The sequence below is a fragment of the Azohydromonas lata genome (genome assembly GCF_034427735.1).
GTDB classification, from domain to species: domain Bacteria; phylum Pseudomonadota; class Gammaproteobacteria; order Burkholderiales; family Burkholderiaceae_C; genus Azohydromonas; species Azohydromonas lata.
Genome location: NZ_JAXOJX010000007.1, coordinates 24608 through 39653 on the forward strand (window position 1 = coordinate 24608; position 15046 = coordinate 39653).

Genomic DNA, 15046 nt, shown 5'->3' on the forward strand with positions numbered 1-15046 from the left:
CGGCTTCGTCAGAACCTGTAGCGCGCTTCAACACGCAGGCTGCGCCCGTCCTGCGCCAGCGAGTCTTGCCAGTTGATGTCGGCCGCCGGGTGCTCATAGCGCTTGTCGAACAAGTTGCGCATGGCCAGGCCAAGCTCCAGGCCCGGGAACAGGCGTGCCGTGCTCAGGTGCAGATTCGATACCGCGTAGCCGCCGGTCTCATGGCCGGCGAGCGTGCGCCGGGAGCCGTCGAACTGCAGTTCCCAACCCAGGCGCAGGCCGGCCAGGGGCAGGGGCGCCGAAAAGTTGAGCTTGCCCAACAGCGGTGGGGAATTCACGATCCGGGCGCCGCCGGCGTCTCGTACCTCCTGCATCGAGACACTGCCGCGCAGCCGGCCTCCCCAGGACCAGACCTGGTCGGCCGAGAGCTCCAGTCCCTTGGCCTGGAGCCGCTTGCCCGACTGGTATTGCGCCAACCCGCTGGCCGGATCGAGCCCCAGGATGACGAGATCGGCCATCCGCCATTGGTATGCCGAACCGCGCAGCAGCAGATCGTTGCTGACGCGGTGATCGGCCATGATCTCCAGCGTGTCGATGCTTTCGCCTCGGAGGGCAGGATTGCCCACTTGTGCCACGCCATCGCTGTAGTCGCGCTCGAAGGCATTGGGTGCCCTGTGCGCCCGGCCGTACAGCGCCTTGAGCGTGGTCACCGCAGAGGCCTGCCAGATCAGCCCCAGCCGCGGGCTGGCCTGGGTACCGGTGGCATTGTTGCGATCCACGCGCAGGCCCAGTGTGGCGCGCAGCGCATCAGCCAGGCGCCATTCGTCCTGCAAGTAGACACCGGCTCGCCAGCCCGGACTGTGGATCGTGACATCGTCGGCGGGCTTGGCAGGGGCGGTGATGGCCTGATCGATCCGCCAGTTGTCCTGGATCTCCACGCCCAGCATCAACCGGTGCGTCTCCCAGCCGCTGTAGATCAGTTGCCACTCGGCCCCGCGCCAGTCGTTGATGGACGGGGTGTAGAGCGTCGTGTCGTAGTTGAAGTGGCCCACGTAGTTTTGCTGCCCGGCGAAAAGCCGGCCATGCAACTGCAGCGCGTCCTCGGGCCGACCGCCCTGGTACTGCAGCTGGGCCAGCGTGTAGCGGTTGCGCTGGAACTGCCCAGGCACCAGCGGGACGCCCAGGTAGACGGCCGTGGGGTCATCCTTGTGGTCATTGCCGCTGACCACGTCGACGGACCAGGCGCCACGGGACAGGCGCAAGAAAAGCTCGCGGTCACGCTCGCCGTCCATGCCATGGGCGACGCCCGATACCCCTGATGCGCCGAAATCGAGGAAATGGTCCTGGCCGCGTGCGTTCAAGGCCGACACGGACGCCAGCAGGTCCAGCCCATCGTCCAGACGCTTGCCGAAGCTCACGCGCCTTTCGCGCGCTCCCTGCGGGTGCTGTGCGCGCAAGGCGAGCTCCGCGGCGTCCATGTCCATGCCGGTACGCGTGACGACGTTGACGACACCGAACATCGCGTTCTGGCCGTAGACGGCGCCGCCCGGGCCGGAGATGAACTCGATGCGTTCGACCAAGTCCATGTCGAGCGGAAACTGCCGGCCAATCGGCCCGGCGTCAAAGGTTGAATCGTTGACGCGGTTGCCGTTGATGGTGACGAGCACGCGGGTGTTGAAGTCCCCGGGCAGGCCGAAACCCCGCGTGCCCAGGTACTTGTACTGGCGGTCATAGGTCGTGTGCACGCCCGGCAGCGTGGCCAGCGCCTCGTCCAGGGTGCGCCAGCCGAAGCTGCGGATGTCCTCGCGCGTGATCACGCTCACCGCCGCGGCCACATCGGATTGGCGCTGCTCGTACTTGGAAGCGCCGACCACCTTCAAAGCCAGCAGTTCCTCCAGGCCAACTGCCGTCAAGTCGGTACTCGCTGCAGCCCGCGAACCGGCGCAGGACAGGGCCAGCGTGGCCAGCGCCACCGCCAAGACGCGCGTGTGCATCCCGTGGCGACACGACAGGCCGCTCATGACGCGCTGCAGACGCTGCACGCCGAAGGCCTGGCGTTCGTCACAGGACGTCGGCCCACTGCGGGGGGACGTGGTGTCGCATGGGGAGCCTTGTTGCCCGCACGGCTCCCATGACGAAATTTCTTGGACATTCTTTGACCTTCTGGAGCCCGTGCAGCCGGGGATGGCACGCCGCCGCGACGACCGGTTGCGGTATGCCTTGTTCGGGACACGAGCCGCTCAGGCTGCTATCGACAGCCCACGGCGCGGCTTGATGCGGCGCAGCAAGCCAGCGGCCACAAGTTCACAGAGGAGTCACATTCCTGTCCGGCAGGCGTAGGCGGGCAGGGTTCGGTGGCACGACCACAAATCCCCGAGTTCCACAATTTGAGACGCAAGGCTGCTCCGGTATGCACCTGCCCGGATGCACGTCAGCGAGTGCCAGCCGCAGGACAATCGTATTTATGTCAATTTAGATGCGTGCGCATCTGAATTTCGGCTGGCTACTTGTCCAATCCGAGCTTGCGCAGCCGGTACGCGAGCTGCGGCCGGGTCAAGCCCAGCCGGCGCGCAGCTTCGGCCACGTTGTAGCGGGTCTCGCGCAGCACCTGCGCGTACTGCTGGGCGGGCGTGCCGGGTGCCGCAGCCGAAAGCGCCTTCGAATCCGCCGGCGGGGTGTCCTTCGCTCCTTGCACCAGCCGCCCGCCGGCGCCGAGCGCAAGCGTGACGCCGGGCATCTCGCCGCTGCGAAAGAGATGGTGCACGTCGATGGGCTCGTCGGGGTCCACCAGGATGACGGCACGCTCCACCAGGTTCTGCAGCTCACGCACGTTGCCCGGGAAGTCGTACTGCACCAGCGCGCGCACGGCCTGCGGTGTGAAGCCGGGCACGCGCCGCCCATGCTGAGCGCCGTAGCGGCGCAGGAAGGCCTCCATCAACAACGGGATGTCGTCGCGCCGCTCCTTGAGCGGCGGCAGCGTGATCGGGAACACGTTGAGCCGGAACAGCAGGTCCTGCCGGAAGCGACCGGCCGCCACTTCCTGGCGCAGGTCCATGTTGCTGGCGGCCACCACCCGCACGTCCACCGTGATCTCGCGTGTGCCGCCCACGCGCTCGATCACGCGCTCCTGCAGCGCGCGCAGGAGCTTGCCCTGCGCGGCCAGGCTCAGCGAGGCGATCTCGTCGAGAAACAGCGTGCCGCGCTGCGCGCGCTCGAAGCGTCCGGGGCGCGAGGCGGTGGCGCCGGTGTAGGCACCGCGCTCGACACCGAAGATCTCAGCCTCGACCAGCGAGTCCGGTATGGCTGCGCAGTTCAGCGCGATGAAGGGCTGGTCGTGGCGCGGGCTGATGCGGTGCAGCGTGCGCGCAAAGAGCTCCTTGCCCACGCCCGAGGCGCCGGTAAAGAGCACGGTGGCCTGCGTGGGCGCGACGCGCTCGATGAGATGGCGCGCGGCGCTGATGGCCGCCGAGATGCCGATGGGCTCGCCCTCGCGCTCGGCCCGGGTCACTGCCTCGGGCAGAACCGGGCGCGTGGCCACCTGCAGCCGCCGGCGCACGTCCTGCGCCGAGGCCACGGGCTCGAAGTAGCGCAGGTCCTCCTCGGCGTCGTCCCATTGGTCGGCCGGGCGGCCAACGATGCGGCAGGCCTCGTGGCCCAGGGAGCGGCACTCGACCTCCCGGTAGAGCACGCGCTTGCCCATGAAGGCGCTGGCGTAGCCGCTGGCATAGCCGACGAGCATCCAGCATGCGCTCTCGCTGCCGATGCCGAACGCGGCAATGTGTTCGTCGTCCTCCACCGAGTCGAACCACAAGTGCTCGGAGTAGAACTCGCCGCGCGCGATGTCGAACTCGAAGCGCAGCGATTGTGGCCGCACCATGCCTTCGAGCGCGTGCATGCGCGGGCCGGCCTCGAAGGCATTGGCCGGGTTGCTGTCCGGCCAGTTGCGCCGCACCAGCCCGGCGTCGCGAGCGCCGGCGTTGTAGCCCACCCGCGTGAAAAGGGACCGCGCCTGGGCCGGGCCGACGCTGGCAACGAGTTCACGCCGCAGCATCCCGTAGGTCGCGCTGCGCAGCAGCAGCGCGCGCTGGTCCTCGATCCAGATGCGCCCGTCGCCGGGCGAGAAGCGCAGCGTCTCCGAAAGCTCTGTCAGCGTCGGGCTGGCACTCGAATCCAGGTCGGCGATGGTGCGTGCCGAACCGGGTCGGAGCTGGCTCAGACGCAGCCGGGAAGGTTTTGGGTTCATCCCGCCATGCTAAGAATGTGATGATCAAAAATTGATCAAGCAAACCCTTATTGATCAAAATCAATCTCTCAAAACGAATCTAAGCCGTTGATTCATATCGTGTGAGCTTTCCAGGCCTGCTTGGCATTGCGCTTGCGAAACAAGTGTCGAGGCCGGCGATGACGACCGGCCCGCAACGACACGAAGGAGACAAGCCTGGGGCACCGGATCCTGTGGTCGCCTTCGTGCAGCACCTGGAGACTCCCGATGCACCGACCTCCCTTCCGCAGAGCGCGCCTGCTGCTGCCAGGGCTGCTGCTGTGCGGCAGCGCCTTCGCCCAGCCGCCCTCGCCCCCTGCCACGCCTGAAGCCCAGGCGCGCGCCCAGCGCTTCTACGCACAGGTCTGCGCCCGCTGCCACGAGACCGGCATTGGCCCCGTGATCACCGGCCGGGGGCTGCCCGCGGCCTTCTACGTGGCCCTGGCCCGCAGCGGCCGCAACGCCATGCCGGCCTTCCGCTTCTCCGACATCGACGACCCGACGCTGCAGGCACTGGGCGAGTACCTCGCTGCCACGCCGGCTGCCCCGGGAGCGCGCCCATGAGTGCCGACCGCCGATCGCTGCTGAAGGTCCTGGCCGCGGCTGCTCCGCTGGGCTGGACGCTGCAGGCCCGCGCCGCCGATGCGCCCACGGACGTGGTCAATGCGCCGATCACGGACCTGCCGGACCGGCTACTGCCCCTGGTGGGCGGCGGCGCGCTGGACGCTGCCTTTCTCGACGGCGTGGCGCAGGCCGCCCAGGCCTCGGGTGGCCAGCGCGAACGTACCGCGCGGCTCCCCGCGCTCGACGCCGTGACGCTGGCGCACCTGGCCTCGCGTCTGGACGGGAATACGCCGCGGCTGGTCGTCGCACTGCTGGACGACGCCGGCGCGGCCCTCGCGCTGGAGTTGCTGCGCGCGCGGGGTGCCCGGCTGCTGGCCTTCGAGCCCCAGCGCCTGGCCCCCACCCTGGCCGGCGCCGCGCACGCCCGTGCGCTGGGCCTGGCCCTGGCGTCGGGAGCGCCATTGCCGACCTCGCCCGCCACGGCGGCCGGCGCACCGTGCATCGCGCTGGCCTGCTTGATCTGAACCGAACACCGCCCACGAGGAGACAACCCCATGGCTGACAAGTACGTGGCCCTGCCCAAGGGCCGCACCGAGCGCGACCTCGACACCGCCATCGCCAAGTTCACCCGCATCCTGGGCGCCGACAACGTGCTCACCAAGGCCGAGCACCTGGCGCCCTACATGAAGGTCATGATGGCCGTGGACGAGAAGCAGCACGCGCCCTCGGCCGTGCTGCTGGCCTCCAGCGTCGAGGAGGTGCAAGGTGTCGTGCGCGTTTGCAACGAGCACCGCATCCCGGTGTGGACCATCTCCACCGGCCGCAACTTCGGCTACGGCTCGGCCGCTCCGGGCGAGCGCGGCCAGGTGGTGCTGGACCTGCGGCGCATGAACCGGATCCTGCACGTCGACCCGGACCTGTGCACCGCGCTGGTCGAGCCCGGTGTGACCTACCAGCAGCTCTACGACTACATCCAGGAGAAGAAGCTGCCGCTGATGCTCTCGTTCCCGGCGCCCTCGGCCATCGCCGGCCCGGTGGGCAACACCATGGACCGCGGCGTGGGCTACACCCCCTACGGCGAGCACTTCCTCATGCAGTGCGGCATGGAAGTGGTGCTGGCCGATGGCCAGGTGCTGCGCACCGGCATGGGCAGCATCCCCGGCGACAAGGCGTGGCAGGTCTTCAAGTGGGGCTACGGTCCGACGCTGGACGGCATGTTCACGCAGAGCAACTACGGCATCTGCACGAAGATGGGCTTCTGGCTGATGCCCAAGCCGCCGGTGTTCAAGCCCTTCGCCATCAAGTTCGACGACGAGGCGGACATCGGCGACATCGTGGAGTTGCTGCGCCCGTTGCGCATCGCGCAGGTCATCCCCAACGCCGTCGTGATCGCCGGCACGCTGTGGGAGGCCGGCGGCGCCAACGTGCGCCGCGCCGACTACACCCAGGCCTCCGGCGCCACGCCGCAGGCCGTGATTGACCGCATCAAGAAGGACAAGGGCCTGGGCGCCTGGAACGTGTACGCCGCGCTCTACGGCACGCAGGAGCAGGTGGACGTCAACTGGAAAATCATCACCCAGGTGGTCCAGGGCTCCGGCAAGGGCCAGCTCATCACCGAGGAGGAGGCCGGCGGGACGCAGCCCTTCAAGTACCGCGCGGAGCTGATGTCGGGCGTGCCCAACCTGCAGGAGTTCGGCCTCTACAACTGGCGCGGCGGCGGCGGCTCGATGTGGTTCGCCCCGGTGAGCCAAGCCCGCGGCAGCGAGTGCGGCAAGCAGGTGGAGCTGGCCACGCGCATCCTCAACAAGCACGGCCTGGACTACGTGGGCGAATTCATCGTCGGCTGGCGCGACATGCACCACGTCATCGACGTGCTCTACGACCGCTCCAACCCCGAGGAAACGAAGCGCGCCAACGCCTGCTTCCACGAGCTGCTCGACGAGTTCGAGAAACAGGGCTACGGCGTCTACCGCGTCAACACCGCCTTCCAGGAGCGCGTGGCCAGCACCTACGGCCCGGTCAAGCGTGACGTGGAGCGGCGCCTCAAGCGCGCGCTGGACCCCAACGGCATCCTGGCCCCGGGCAAGTCGGGCATCCGCATCTGAAGCACAACGACGAGGAGACATCCCATGAAAACAATCGCCATGCTCATCGGCGGCGAACGCGTGGGCGCCACGGGCGGCGCCACCTTCGAGCGCCGCAATCCGCTGGACGGCCAGGTCGCCACCCGCGCCCCGGCTGCCACGCCGGCCGACGCCGTGCGTGCGGTCGAGGCCGCGCAGCAGGCCTTCCCGGCCTGGGCCGAGATGGGCCCGGGCGAGCGCCGCGCGCTGCTGCTCAAGGCCGCTGCGGCGCTGGAGGCCAAGGCCGACGCCTTTGCGCAGGCCGTGGCCGCTGAAACCGGCGGCTCGGCCCTGTGGTCCGGCTTCAACGTGCACGTCGCGGCCGGCATGCTGCAGGAGGCCGCCTCGCTGACCACGCAGATCACCGGCGAGATCATCCCGTCCAACGTCCCCGGCAGCCTGGCCATGGCGGTGCGCCAGCCCGCGGGCGTGGTGCTGGGCCTGGCGCCGTGGAACGCGCCGGTGATCCTGGGCGTGCGCGCGGTGGCCACGCCGCTGGCCTGCGGCAACACCGTGGTGCTCAAGGGCTCGGAGCTGTCGCCGGCCACGCACGGCCTGATCATCGAGGCGCTGCAGGAGGCGGGGTTGCCGCCGGGCGTGGTGAACTTCGTCACCAACGCCCCGGCCGATGCCGGTGCCGTGGTCGAAGCCATGGTGGCGCACCCGGCCGTGCGGCGCGTGAACTTCACGGGTTCCACCCGCGTGGGCAAGATTATCGCGGCACTGTGCGCCAAGCATTTGAAGCCCGCGGTGCTGGAGCTTGGCGGCAAGGCGCCCTTCCTGGTGCTGGAAGATGCCGACCTGGACGCCGCGGTCAATGGCGCGGCCTTCGGCGCCTTCGCCAACTCGGGCCAGATCTGCATGTCCACCGAGCGCATCATCGTGGACGAATCCATTGCCGACGCCTTCGTCGAAAAGCTGGCCGCCAAGGCCAGGAGCCTGCCGCTGGGCGACCCGCGCCAGGGGCCGGTGGTGCTGGGCTCCGTGGTGGACATGGGCACGGTCCAGCGCTGCAACGCGCTCATCGACGACGCGCTGGCCAAGGGCGCGAAGCTGCTGTGCGGCGGCAAGGCCGACAGCACGCTCATGCCCGCGACGCTGCTGGACCACGTGACGCCCGCGATGGCGATCTACCACGAGGAAAGCTTCGGCCCGGTCAAGGGCATCGTGCGCGTGCGGGGCACCGAGGCGGCCATCGCCTGCGCCAACGACAACCCCTTCGGCCTGTCGGCCGCGGTGTTCAGCCGTGACGTCGCCCAAGCCTGGAACGTGGCCAAGCGCATCCAGTCCGGCATCTGCCACATCAACGCGCCCACCGTGCACGACGAGGCGCAGATGCCCTTCGGCGGCGTCAAGGAGTCGGGCTACGGCCACTTCGGTGGTCGCGCCGGCATCGATTCGTTCACGGACCTGCGCTGGATCACGCTGCAGACCACCGACCGCCACTACCCGTTCTGAGCACACCATGAAGACTTATCGCAAGGTGGCGCTGGCCGCGGCGGTGCTGTGGAGCATGCTGACGCCCTCGCTGGCCGCCGACCAGCGCCCCAACGTGCTGTTGATCGTGGCCGACGACCTCGGCTATTCCGACATCGGCGCCTTTGGCGGCGAGATCGCCACGCCGCACCTGGACGGCCTCGCACGCGCGGGCTTGCGGATGACGCAGTTCTACGCCTCGCCGTTCTGCTCGCCCACGCGCGCCATGCTGCTGTCGGGCGCAGACAACCACCGCGTCGGCTTCGGCAGCATGGCCGAGCTGATGACGCCGCAACAGCGCAGCCGCGCCGGCTACGAGGGCTACCTCTCGGAGCGCACGGTGACGTTCCCGCAACTGCTGCGGGATGCCGGCTACCACACCTACATGGCCGGCAAGTGGCACCTGGGCGTGCGCGAGGAGCATGCGCCTTCGAACCGGGGCTTCGAGCAGTCCTACGCCATGCTCAATGGCGGCGCGGGCCACTTCGACCAGACGGGCATCATCACCGATGATCCCGACAAGGCGCCCGTCGCCTACTACCGCGACAACGGCAAGGACACGAAGGTGCCCGCCGAGGGCTTCTTCTCCAGCGAGTTCTTCGCCTCCAGGCTGATTTCGTACATCGATGCCGACAAGGCCGACGGAAAACCCTTCTTCGGCTACCTGGCCTTCACGGCGCCGCACTGGCCGCTGCAGGCGCCCGATGAGTACATCCGCAAGTACGACAGTGCCTACGACGTGGGCTACGACGTGATCCGCGAGCGCCGGCTCACGCGCATGAAGGCGCTGGGCCTGGTGCCCAAGGACATGCAGCCCTACGTCGGCAACCCGGTGTGGCCGCGCTGGAAGGAGCTGACGCCGCAGCAGCAGCGCATCGAGTCCAAGCGCATGGCGGTGTACGCGGCCATGGTGGAGTCCATGGACGCGCAGATCGGCCGCGTGCTGGAGTACCTGCGGCGCACGGGCAAGCTCGACAACACCGTGGTGATCTTCCTGTCCGACAACGGCGCCGACGGCAACACGGTGCTGGACGAGGGCGCCACGCGCGAATGGGCCCACCGGCACGCCGACAACAGCGTGGCCAATACCGGGCGGCGCGGCTCCTTCGCGGAATACGGACCCGGTTGGGCGCAGGTCGGGTCCACACCCTTCAACATGTACAAGGCCTTCATGTACGAGGGCGGCATCGCGGTGCCGGCCATCTTCACCTTGCCCGCCGCAGTCACGCGTGGGCAGGTCGCGCGCGTGCCGGCCCATGTGACCGATATCGCACCCACCGTGCTGGATCTCGCGGGCGTGCGCGCGCCGGGCACGAGCTACCAGGGCCGCGAGGTGGTCCCACTGGAGGGCCGCTCGATGCTGGGCCTGCTGACGGGACGGCAGCCGCTGGTGCACGAGGAATTTCTGCGCGGCTGGGAATTCAACGGCCGGCGCGCGCTGCGCAAGGGCGACTGGAAGATCGTGCTGGCCAACAAGCCTTGGGGAACCGGGCAGTGGCAGCTCTTCAACCTCGCCCGGGACCGCTCCGAGTTGCACGACCTCGCAAGAAGGCACCCCGCCAAGCTTCGGGAGCTTGTCGCCGAGTACGAGCAGTACGCGCACGGCAGTGGCGTGGTCGAGTTTGAAGGCCTGGCCGAGCGTCCGGGCTACAGCAACGGCCGCAAGTACTACGAGGACCTGAATGAAGGCCGCTGAAACCGCGCTGCGCCTGGTGCTGGCCGCGGCGCTGGCGCTTGGCGCCGGCACCGCCTGCGCCGCCGGACGTGCCGCAGCCGGTTCGGACGGCCCGCTGTGCCGCGGCTACTCCGGCGTGCCGCAGGGCTTCGCAGCTACCGGCGACGCAGAGCCCAACCGCGCCGGCCTGGTGGCCGTCAAGGGCGGCAGCTTCACGATGGGCTCGCGCGACGGCTATCCCGAGGAGCGCGAGCCGCACCGGGTGCAGGTGCAGGACTTCCTCATCGACCGCCACGAGGTCACCAACGCCCAGTTCGCGGCCTTCGTGAAGGCCACCGGCTACGTCACCCGCGCGCAGCGGCCTCTCGATGCCTGGGCTTATCCCGGCGTGCCGCGCGAGCGGCTGGTGCCCTCGTCGGTGGTCTTCGTGCCGCCACAGCGGCCAACGCCGGCCTACGGCTGGTGGCAACTCGTGCCGGGTGCCGACTGGCGCCACCCGCGCGGGCCGGGCAGCGGCATCGAGGGACTGGAGAACCATCCCGTGGTCCACGTGGCCTACGAGGACGCGCAGGCCTATGCGCACTGGCTTGGGCGCGAGCTGCCGTCTGAAGCGCAGTGGGAATACGCCGCGCGCGGCGGGAGGGACGGCGCGGCCTATCCGTGGGGCAACACGCCCGCCGTGCAGGGGCGGGCAATGGCCAACAGTTGGCAGGGACGCTTCCCTTTCGAGGATGACGGCGCCGACGGACATGCCGGCACCGCGCCGGTCGGCTGCTTCGAAGCCAATGGCTTCGGCCTGGTGGACGTGGTGGGCAACGTCTGGGAGTGGACGCGGGATCGCTGGCGTGAGCGCCATGCCCAAGACGGCGCCGACAACCCCATGGAGGTCAGGCTTGCACAGGCCGAGGCGCCGCGGGGAACGCAGCCCCGCGTGATCAAGGGCGGCTCCTTCCTGTGTGCGCCGGACTTCTGCGTGCGCTACCGCCCAGCGTCGCGCCAGCCGCAGGACCCGCTGCTGGCCACTCAGCACCTGGGGTTCCGCACGGTCATCAACCTGCGGTAGGCAGCAGCCGGCCTGTTGCCCAGGCCTCCGCCCTGCATCGGCGCCGGCACTGCGCAGGCGCGGCCCCCCGCGTCACCGGTTGCAGTGCGGTCGCACCGGCTTCAAGGCGCCACGTGCTGCGCGCCCTTGAGCCGCAGCATCGCCCTGGCTTCGGCAGGCGTGGCGATCTCGTGCCCCAACTCTTCCAGCAGGCGGCGGATCTTGCGCACCTGCTCGGCGTTGCTGGTGGCCAGTTGCCCGCGGCCGAGGTAGAGGCTGTCCTCCAGCCCCACGCGCACGTTGGCGCCCATGACGGCCGCATGGGTCAGCAGCGGCATCTGGTGCCGTCCCGCGGCCAGCACGGACCAGTGGTAGTCCGCGCCGAAAAGCCGGTTGGCCGTCTGGCGCATGAAGCCCACGTTTTCCGGGTCGGGCCCGATGCCGCCCAGGACGCCGAAGATGGTCTGGATGAAGAACGGCGGCTTGACCAGACCCGCGTCCACGAAGTGCGCCAGGCTGTAGAGATGGCCGACGTCGTAGCACTCGAACTCGAAGCGCGTGCCGCAGCCTTCGCCCAGCTCCTGCAGGATGCGGCGGATGTCGCGAAAGGTGTTGCGGAAGATCGTGTCCTCGGTGCCCTCCACGTAAGCCCGCTCCCAGCCGTGCTTCCAGTCCTTGACCTTCGCGGCCATGGGATGGATGGAGAAGTTCATCGAGCCCATGTTGAGCGAAGCCATCTCGGGCTTGAAGCGCAGCGGCGCGGCCAGCCGCTGCTCCAGCGTCATGCTGGTGGAGCCGCCGGTGGTGATGTTGATCACCGCATCGCAGGCGCCGTGGATGGTGGGCAGGAACTGCGCGAACACCTCGGGGTCGGCGCTGGGCCGGCCGTCGGCCGGATCGCGCGCGTGCAGGTGCAGGATCGCCGCGCCCGCTTCCGCGGCCTTGATGGCCTGCGCCGCGATGTCCCGCGGCGTGAGCGGCAGGTAGGGCGACATGGTGGGCGTGTGGACCGCGCCGGTGACGGCGCAAGTGATGATGACCTTGTGTGCCATGGCCGGCTCCCTCACTCAATGGAAACTTTCACCCGCTTCACCACCTCGGCGTAGCGGGCGCGATCGCCTTGCATCAGATCCACCACCTGCTGCACCGGCCCGGGGCTGGGCACGAAGCCGAAGCCCGCCAGCCGCTCCTTCACGTCAGGCTGTTCCAGCGCCTCGTTCACGGCCTGGTTGATCTGCTTTGCCACGGCGGCGGGCGTGCCCTGCGGCGCCATCAGCGCCACCCAGGTCTGCGCATATACGTCCCTGGGGCCGCCCGCCTCCTCCAGCGTGGGCACGTCCGGCAGCACCGGCGAGCGCGCGCGGTCGCCCACGGCGAGGAAGCGCAGCTTGCCCGCGCGCACCAGCGGCCCGGCGGTGGCGATGCTGCCGTAGGCCCAGTCGATCTCGTGGCTGGCCACGGCCGCGTAGAGCTGCGACGTTTCCTTGAAGGGCACGTGCAGCATGTCGGCGCCCAGCGCATGCTGCAGTTGCGCCGAGGCCAGGTGCAGGGGGCCGCCCACCGCGCTGGAGCCGTAGCGCACCGCCCCGGGCTTGGCCGTGATCGCGGCCAGCAGGTCCTTGAGCGTGCGGTACGGACCGTCGGCCGCCACCGCGACGAAGAAGCTGGTCTTGTAGAGCACCGCCACGGGCACCAGGTCCTTCTGCGGGTCGTAGGCCAGCTTCTTGAAGATCAGCGGGTTGATGGAGAGGTTGCCCACGTCCACCACGACCAGGTCCGCGCCGGTGGGCGGGGCGGCCTTCACCGCGTTGATGCCCACCACCCCGGCGCCGCCGGGCCGGGAGTCCACCACCACCGGCTGGCTCCACTGGGCCTGCAGCTTCTCGGCCACCAGGCGCGCCACGGTGTCCGGCCCGCTGCCGGTGGGAAAAGTGCTCGTGATGCGCACCGGCCCCTTGGTTGGCCCCTGCGCCATGACGCCCCCGGCCAGCGATGCCAGGGCCAGCGCCAGCAGGCGCCGCCTCGTCTCGTTCATGTCTTGTCTCCTTGCTTGTCGTGAGCGCCGGGATGCGTGCCGCACCCGGCGCGAGCGATCCGGTGCCGGCCGCGCTCAGCCCTCGTCCACGATCGGGTTGCGCAGCAGGCCCACGCGCTCGATCTCGACCTCGCAGACGTCGCCCGGCTGCATCCACAGCTGCGGCTTGCGCGCCATGCCGACGCCCGAAGGCGTGCCGGTGATGAGGAGGTCGCCGGGCTCCAGCGCCATCGCCTGCGAGCACACCGACACCAGCGTCGCGACGTCGAAGATCATGTCCCGCGTGTTGGCCTCCTGCACGGTCTGGCCGTTGAGCCTGCACTGCAACCGCAGGCCCTTGGCCCCGGGCGGCAGCTCGTCGGCGGTGACGAGCTCCGGCCCAAAGGCGCCGCTGTCGTCGAAGTTCTTGCCCAGCAGCCACTGGTTGGTGCGCAACTGGTAGTCGCGGATGGAGCCGTCGTTGAACAGCGAGTAGCCGGCCACGTGCGCCAGCGCCTGCTCCCTGGGGATGTAGCGCCCGGCCTTGCCGATCACGGCCACCAGCTCGGCCTCGTAGTCGAACTGCGTGGACACGTGCGGGCGCACCAGCGGTTGCCCGTGCGCGACCCACGAGGAGCGGTAGCGCTGGAACACGACCGGGTGCTTGGGTGGATCGAAGCTGCTTTCGGCCGCATGGTCCACGTAGTTCAGGCCGATCGCCAGCGCCTTGCCGGGGTTGAGCACCGGCGGGAGGTAGCGCAGCCCGGCCAGCGGCCGGCGCACGATGCCGCGCTCCACGGCGGCGCGCACGGCCTGCATGCCCGCTTCGCCCTGGCGCAGCAGCTCGTCCAGCGAGGCGGGGCCGCCGTCGGCGCCCAGGTCGATGAGCGCGTCGGCGCCCACGCGCACGCCCAGTGCGGGCTGGTCCTGGTCGTTGAGGAAAGCGATGAATCGCATGAGGGGTCTCCTTCAGCGCCCGGTCACGGGCTGTTCATGGTTGACGATGAAATCGTCCGGCAGCGCCGGGCCCCAGACGTAGAACGAGTCTTCGGCCGGGTGGTCCGCCGCCGGCCAATCCAGGTCGTGGGGCACGTACTCGATGCCGAAGGAGTACTCGGCCCAGCTGCCCCAGGGGTCGCGCACGTAGTGAAAATAGTTGGAGCCCAGGACGTGGCGGCCCACGCCCCAGCCCCGCTCGTAGCCCGCGGCGCGCATCTGCTCGGCGCCGCACCCCACCGCGTCGAAGCTGCCCACGTCCCAACTGGAGTGGTGCAGGCCCGGCGCCTGCGACTTGGCGAAGGCCACGAGGTGGTGGTCGCTGCCGTGCGCGCCATGCAGGAAGGCCACGAGGTCGGCCGACCCGTCCGACAGCCGCAGCCCAAGCACCTCGGTGCAGAAGCGCACCATGCGCGGCACGTCGGGGCTGAAGAACAGCACGTGCGAGAGCCGGCGCGGGCGTACCGGCGCCACGCGGCTGCGCGCGGGCGCCACGTCGGCACAGGGCTCGGCCCGGGACTTCTGGTCGGGCGACACCTTGGGCGCCACCACCAGCTGCAGCGGCGTGCCGTCCGGGTTACGCAGCCACAGGCCCGTGCCGTCGGACAGCGGGTGCGGTTCGCAGCCCAGTCCCCGCTCCTCGATGCGCTGGCGCAGCGTGTCCATGTCCTGTGCGTAGATGCCCAAACGCAGGTATTCCAGGCGCTTGGGCGCTCCGCTGGCATGCACCGAGGCCCAGCAGTGCGGATGGCCGAAGGTGTGCAGGTCCAGGCGCTCGCCCACGCGCCGCACGTCCAGCCCGAAAGCGGCGTAGAAGCGCTGTGCCGGCTCCAGAGCGGGCACCGAGAACACGAAGCGATCGACGGAATGCACGCCCACCCTGCCGGCACGGCGCGCAAGCCCTGTATCCATGGAT

12 protein-coding genes are annotated in these 15046 nt (G+C 69.5%); 6 read left to right on the forward strand and 6 right to left on the reverse strand.

The features are described from left to right. Positions 1–8 precede the first annotated feature (8 nt). Together SM757_RS06530 and SM757_RS06535 are read right to left on the reverse strand one after the other, a co-directional pair. Positions 9–2000, reverse strand: a complete 1992-nt coding sequence (locus SM757_RS06530) for a TonB-dependent receptor plug domain-containing protein (RefSeq protein ID WP_322464842.1) — start codon at positions 1998–2000, stop codon at positions 9–11. A gap of 482 nt (positions 2001–2482) precedes the next feature. Further along, positions 2483–4222 carry a sigma-54-dependent Fis family transcriptional regulator gene (locus tag SM757_RS06535; protein WP_322464843.1) on the reverse strand — a complete coding sequence of 580 codons (1740 nt, stop codon included), beginning with the start codon at positions 4220–4222 and terminating at the stop codon, positions 2483–2485. Between the two features lie 246 nt (positions 4223–4468). Here SM757_RS06535 and SM757_RS06540 point away from each other — a divergent pair, with 246 nt between their 5' ends. The 6 genes from SM757_RS06540 to SM757_RS06565 are packed head-to-tail and all read left to right on the forward strand — an operon-like array spanning position 4469 to position 11141. Then, complete coding sequence (locus tag SM757_RS06540; protein ID WP_322464844.1) at positions 4469–4804, forward strand: c-type cytochrome; 336 nt, start codon at positions 4469–4471, stop codon at positions 4802–4804. Then, positions 4801–5328, forward strand: coding sequence for a hypothetical protein (locus SM757_RS06545; protein ID WP_322464845.1), 528 nt, complete (start codon positions 4801–4803; stop codon positions 5326–5328). The genes SM757_RS06540 and SM757_RS06545 overlap by 4 nt, the downstream gene beginning before the upstream one ends. Positions 5329–5358: 30 nt before the next feature. Then, the gene (locus SM757_RS06550; protein WP_066341019.1) at positions 5359–6909 is read left to right on the forward strand and encodes an FAD-binding oxidoreductase; all 1551 of its coding nucleotides are present in this window, start codon (positions 5359–5361) and stop codon (positions 6907–6909) included. Positions 6910–6933: 24 nt separating this feature from the next. Next, positions 6934–8385, forward strand: coding sequence for an aldehyde dehydrogenase (locus tag SM757_RS06555; RefSeq protein ID WP_322464846.1), 1452 nt, complete (start codon positions 6934–6936; stop codon positions 8383–8385). Positions 8386–8392: 7 nt separating this feature from the next. Further along, positions 8393–10099 (forward strand): arylsulfatase, encoded by a 1707-nt coding sequence (locus SM757_RS06560; RefSeq protein ID WP_322464847.1) that lies wholly within the window; start codon positions 8393–8395, stop codon positions 10097–10099. Next, positions 10086–11141 (forward strand): formylglycine-generating enzyme family protein, encoded by a 1056-nt coding sequence (locus tag SM757_RS06565; protein ID WP_322464848.1) that lies wholly within the window; start codon positions 10086–10088, stop codon positions 11139–11141. Before SM757_RS06560 ends, SM757_RS06565 begins: the two co-directional genes overlap by 14 nt. 101 nt (positions 11142–11242) lie before the next feature. Here the strand turns inward: SM757_RS06565 and SM757_RS06570 are convergent, their stop codons facing one another. From SM757_RS06570 to SM757_RS06585, 4 genes are all read right to left on the reverse strand, one after another. After that, positions 11243–12172, reverse strand: coding sequence for a BKACE family enzyme (locus tag SM757_RS06570; protein ID WP_322464849.1), 930 nt, complete (start codon positions 12170–12172; stop codon positions 11243–11245). An 11-nt stretch (positions 12173–12183) separates the two neighbouring features. Further along, a complete protein-coding gene (locus SM757_RS06575; RefSeq protein WP_322464850.1) occupies positions 12184–13155 on the reverse strand; it encodes a Bug family tripartite tricarboxylate transporter substrate binding protein in 972 nt (323 codons plus the stop codon). Between the two features lie 75 nt (positions 13156–13230). Next, complete coding sequence (locus SM757_RS06580) at positions 13231–14091, reverse strand: fumarylacetoacetate hydrolase family protein (protein WP_322464851.1); 861 nt, start codon at positions 14089–14091, stop codon at positions 13231–13233. A gap of 12 nt (positions 14092–14103) precedes the next feature. Then, positions 14104–15042, reverse strand: a complete 939-nt coding sequence (locus tag SM757_RS06585; protein ID WP_322464852.1) for a VOC family protein — start codon at positions 15040–15042, stop codon at positions 14104–14106. Between the last annotated feature and the right edge of the window lie 4 nt (positions 15043–15046).

What these genes read in the sequence shown, in the direction of transcription:
- SM757_RS06550 (WP_066341019.1), top strand. Translation starts at nt 5,359, where the DNA reads ATGGCTGACAAGTACGTGGCCCTGCCCAAGGGCCGCACCGAGCGCGAC.
- SM757_RS06560 (WP_322464847.1), top strand. Translation starts at nt 8,393, where the DNA reads ATGAAGACTTATCGCAAGGTGGCGCTGGCCGCGGCGGTGCTGTGGAGC.
- SM757_RS06570 (WP_322464849.1), bottom strand. Translation starts at nt 12,172, where the DNA reads ATGGCACACAAGGTCATCATCACTTGCGCCGTCACCGGCGCGGTCCAC.
- SM757_RS06545 (WP_322464845.1), top strand. Translation starts at nt 4,801, where the DNA reads ATGAGTGCCGACCGCCGATCGCTGCTGAAGGTCCTGGCCGCGGCTGCT.
- SM757_RS06555 (WP_322464846.1), top strand. Translation starts at nt 6,934, where the DNA reads ATGAAAACAATCGCCATGCTCATCGGCGGCGAACGCGTGGGCGCCACG.
- SM757_RS06540 (WP_322464844.1), top strand. Translation starts at nt 4,469, where the DNA reads ATGCACCGACCTCCCTTCCGCAGAGCGCGCCTGCTGCTGCCAGGGCTG.
- SM757_RS06535 (WP_322464843.1), bottom strand. Translation starts at nt 4,222, where the DNA reads ATGAACCCAAAACCTTCCCGGCTGCGTCTGAGCCAGCTCCGACCCGGT.
- SM757_RS06530 (WP_322464842.1), bottom strand. Translation starts at nt 2,000, where the DNA reads ATGAGCGGCCTGTCGTGTCGCCACGGGATGCACACGCGCGTCTTGGCG.
- SM757_RS06585 (WP_322464852.1), bottom strand. Translation starts at nt 15,042, where the DNA reads ATGGATACAGGGCTTGCGCGCCGTGCCGGCAGGGTGGGCGTGCATTCC.
- SM757_RS06580 (WP_322464851.1), bottom strand. Translation starts at nt 14,091, where the DNA reads ATGCGATTCATCGCTTTCCTCAACGACCAGGACCAGCCCGCACTGGGC.
- SM757_RS06565 (WP_322464848.1), top strand. Translation starts at nt 10,086, where the DNA reads ATGAAGGCCGCTGAAACCGCGCTGCGCCTGGTGCTGGCCGCGGCGCTG.
- SM757_RS06575 (WP_322464850.1), bottom strand. Translation starts at nt 13,155, where the DNA reads ATGAACGAGACGAGGCGGCGCCTGCTGGCGCTGGCCCTGGCATCGCTG.